Annotated in this window: 1 protein-coding gene and 1 pseudogene; both read right to left on the minus strand. The window is 59.0% G+C overall.

What is annotated here, in order from left to right; all coding sequences use genetic code 11:
- Positions 1-115 precede the first annotated feature (115 nt).
- A complete protein-coding gene (locus AB3X86_RS37960; protein WP_368599868.1) occupies positions 116-928 on the minus strand; it encodes an IS110 family transposase in 813 nt (270 codons plus the stop codon).
- A 117-nt stretch (positions 929-1,045) separates the two neighbouring features.
- A pseudogene (locus AB3X86_RS37965) lies at positions 1,046-2,367 on the minus strand (IS5 family transposase).
- Positions 2,368-2,706: the final 339 nt, after the last annotated feature.

The raw sequence follows: 2,706 nt of genomic DNA on the forward strand, positions 1-2,706 counted from the left end.
CTCCGTGCCGGAAACAGACCGTTGAGCGGCGGATCCGTCCCCACTCAATGCGGCTCTGGCAGCCATGCTAACCCGCGCTCAAATCCGCACGGCGGCTAGCCTCGTCGCACGGGAGTCATACTGACTTACTGATGTGCGTCAGGCGTTGTTTGCCACCCGAGGAATGTTGCCGGGGTACGAGGCCAAGGTAGGCCGCCAGATGCCGGCCGCTGTCAAATGCCTGTGCGTCAGCTCCGATGTTGCCGATCAATGCGGTGGCGGTGAGCAAACCAACACCAGGTATTTCCGCAAGCCGTTGACTCGCTTCGCAGTTGCGATGCCATTGGCGGATCTGCGCTTCGATAGTGGTGATCTTGTGTTCGAGCTGACGAACGTGATCGAGCATCTCCATGAGCAGTTGCCGCAGCACTCCTGGCAATCCGTTGGTCGCGTCTTCGAGCAGCGCCGGAACGTCAGCCAGGTGAGCAATGCCTTGGGGCAGAATCAAGCCGTACTCACCGAGCAGGCCGCGCAGGTGATTGCTAAACTGGGTGCGCATCTTGACCAGCAGTTGTCGGCTCACGTGAAGATGCAGAATGCTTTGTTGCTCGATCGATTTGATAGCGACGAACCGCATGTTCGGCCTCTGTACAGCCTCGCATATCGCTTCCGCGTCGTTCCGATCGTTCTTGTTGGTCTTCACATAGGGCTTCACGTAGCGCGGTGCCATCAGCTTAACGGTGTGCCCCATTGATTCGAGTGTTCGCGCCCAATAGTGCGCGCTGCCGCACGCCTCCATGCCGATCAGGCAGGGACACAGGCGAGCGAAGAACGCGGGCATCTGGGCGCGGCTCAGTCGTTTGCACGACACCAGATGCCCATGCCTATCTATCGCGTGGATTTGGAAGACATGTTTGGCAAGGTCAACACCTACAGCGCTAATATCCATTTCGGGTGCCTCCATTCGTGAGTTGAACGTCGCACGTCAACTGTGGCACATCGGGGCCGCGTCGAGTGGGTGGCGCCCGTTCCATCTGAACAATTCGATTCGCGCGGGGACTGCGTGTTATGCGTTGGACGCTGTGGCCACCACGCGTTTAAGCAAAGCGAGCAGAGCAAGGGCGTAAAAGAACCGCAGTTTTCTGAGGATCATGCGCAGGTTGTGGCCGGCACCGCACAGCACGGCGTGAATCGCATCACCGAGCGCGCCTTTGAGCCAGTTCCGATCAAGTTTCCCGTCCGCCTTCATGTGGCCGATGGCGGGCTCGATCGCACTTCTTCTGCGGATCATTGCGCGCAGCCCTCGGGTGATTCCTCGCCGCAATCCCGGGTGGTAGATCTTCACGCCGGCAACGGTAACACCCTTGTAGCCGCGGTTGACGATGGCGACTTCCGGCTCCACGTCGCTCAAGATCGCCGCCTGCTCCAGCGCCTCAGCCAGGGTATGGCCGTCGTACGGATTACCTGGCATCGAGCGCGCCTCGATCACGAATCCTTCCTTGTGGGTCGTCGTGACCGACACCTTGACACCGAATTCGTATGGCGTACGCGCCTTGCCTTTCGCCAAACATTCGACTTCCGGGGCATGCAGCGCGTACAGCTTGTTTTTGTCCTTCTGCTTTTGAGACAAGATCCGTTTAGTGCGGCCGATCAGTTCCTGCAGTGTGCTGCGCCCGGTGTCGGCGACTGAATCGATCTGACGCTCAACGTCGCGCATGACCCGCCTAACGCGCGAGCGCAACGTCCGTAGCGCCTTCTTCATGCGCTTGTATTGTTTGGCGTGCGCGTAGCGACCGATCTGGCTGGCCAGGCGCGGGGCTTCGCGATTGTAGTTCTGTCGCAGCTTCAAACCGTGCCGCGCCGCGGCCTTCACCAGATGTTCGCGGCATCGCTCGAGCAAACGTGAATCGGTGGGATGCGCGATCGCCTTTTGCATGACCGTTGTGTCGACGATTACGCGCTTCGCGCTCGAGGCCTTGATCACACCCGCGCGCTTTGCCGCCTCGATCGTCTCGGCGAGCAGTTCCTCGACACCGGCCTCACCCAGGCGTTTGCGCCAACGCGTCAGGCTCGACGGATCGATCGGGGGCTCGGTCTGCAAATACGTCTCGCCGGTGAAGACCTGCCAATACGGTTCTCCACCCACTGCCAGACCACTTCCTCGTCCGACAGATCGAACGCATGCTGAAGATACAACAGGCCAGCAATCAGCCTCGGTGACGTTGCCGGACGGCCCTTGTGAGAGACAAAGCTCGCGCTCATCGACGCACCAAGCCGATCCCAATTGATCAGATCGGCCAGACGCACCAGCGGATGTTTCAGGTTGATCTGTTCGCGCAGAGGGTGCCGGAATAAATCGCCTTCGCTCACCGCCGTCTTCGGACCCATCCAAACCTCGACAGAATTTGCAGGAAACCACCCATAATCTGCCAGGTTCCTGCAAATCCATCAACCACTTTCCGATTCAAAGCCTTGCTACGCAAGGCACTTCGAGTTCTTCAGGGCCGACTAGCTATCCTGTTCGGCGAGCGATTTACGCAGGCGCGTGGATACCCCGCTGTTCAACCGCCTCGCTCACAAAAATGCAGACGGGTTTCTAACAGGCTGTTGAAATACCCCTCGCTGGCGAGCAGCACTTCATTTCAATGAGTCGCTGCGCCGGTTTGGTTGATGTCGATTTGATACTCGAAGTCTTTCATTCAGGTGGGGCCAATGCCATCTCCTCGC

The sequence above is a fragment of the Paraburkholderia sp. BR14374 genome, from assembly GCF_040948685.1.
Taxonomy (GTDB): Bacteria; Pseudomonadota; Gammaproteobacteria; order Burkholderiales; family Burkholderiaceae; genus Paraburkholderia; species Paraburkholderia youngii.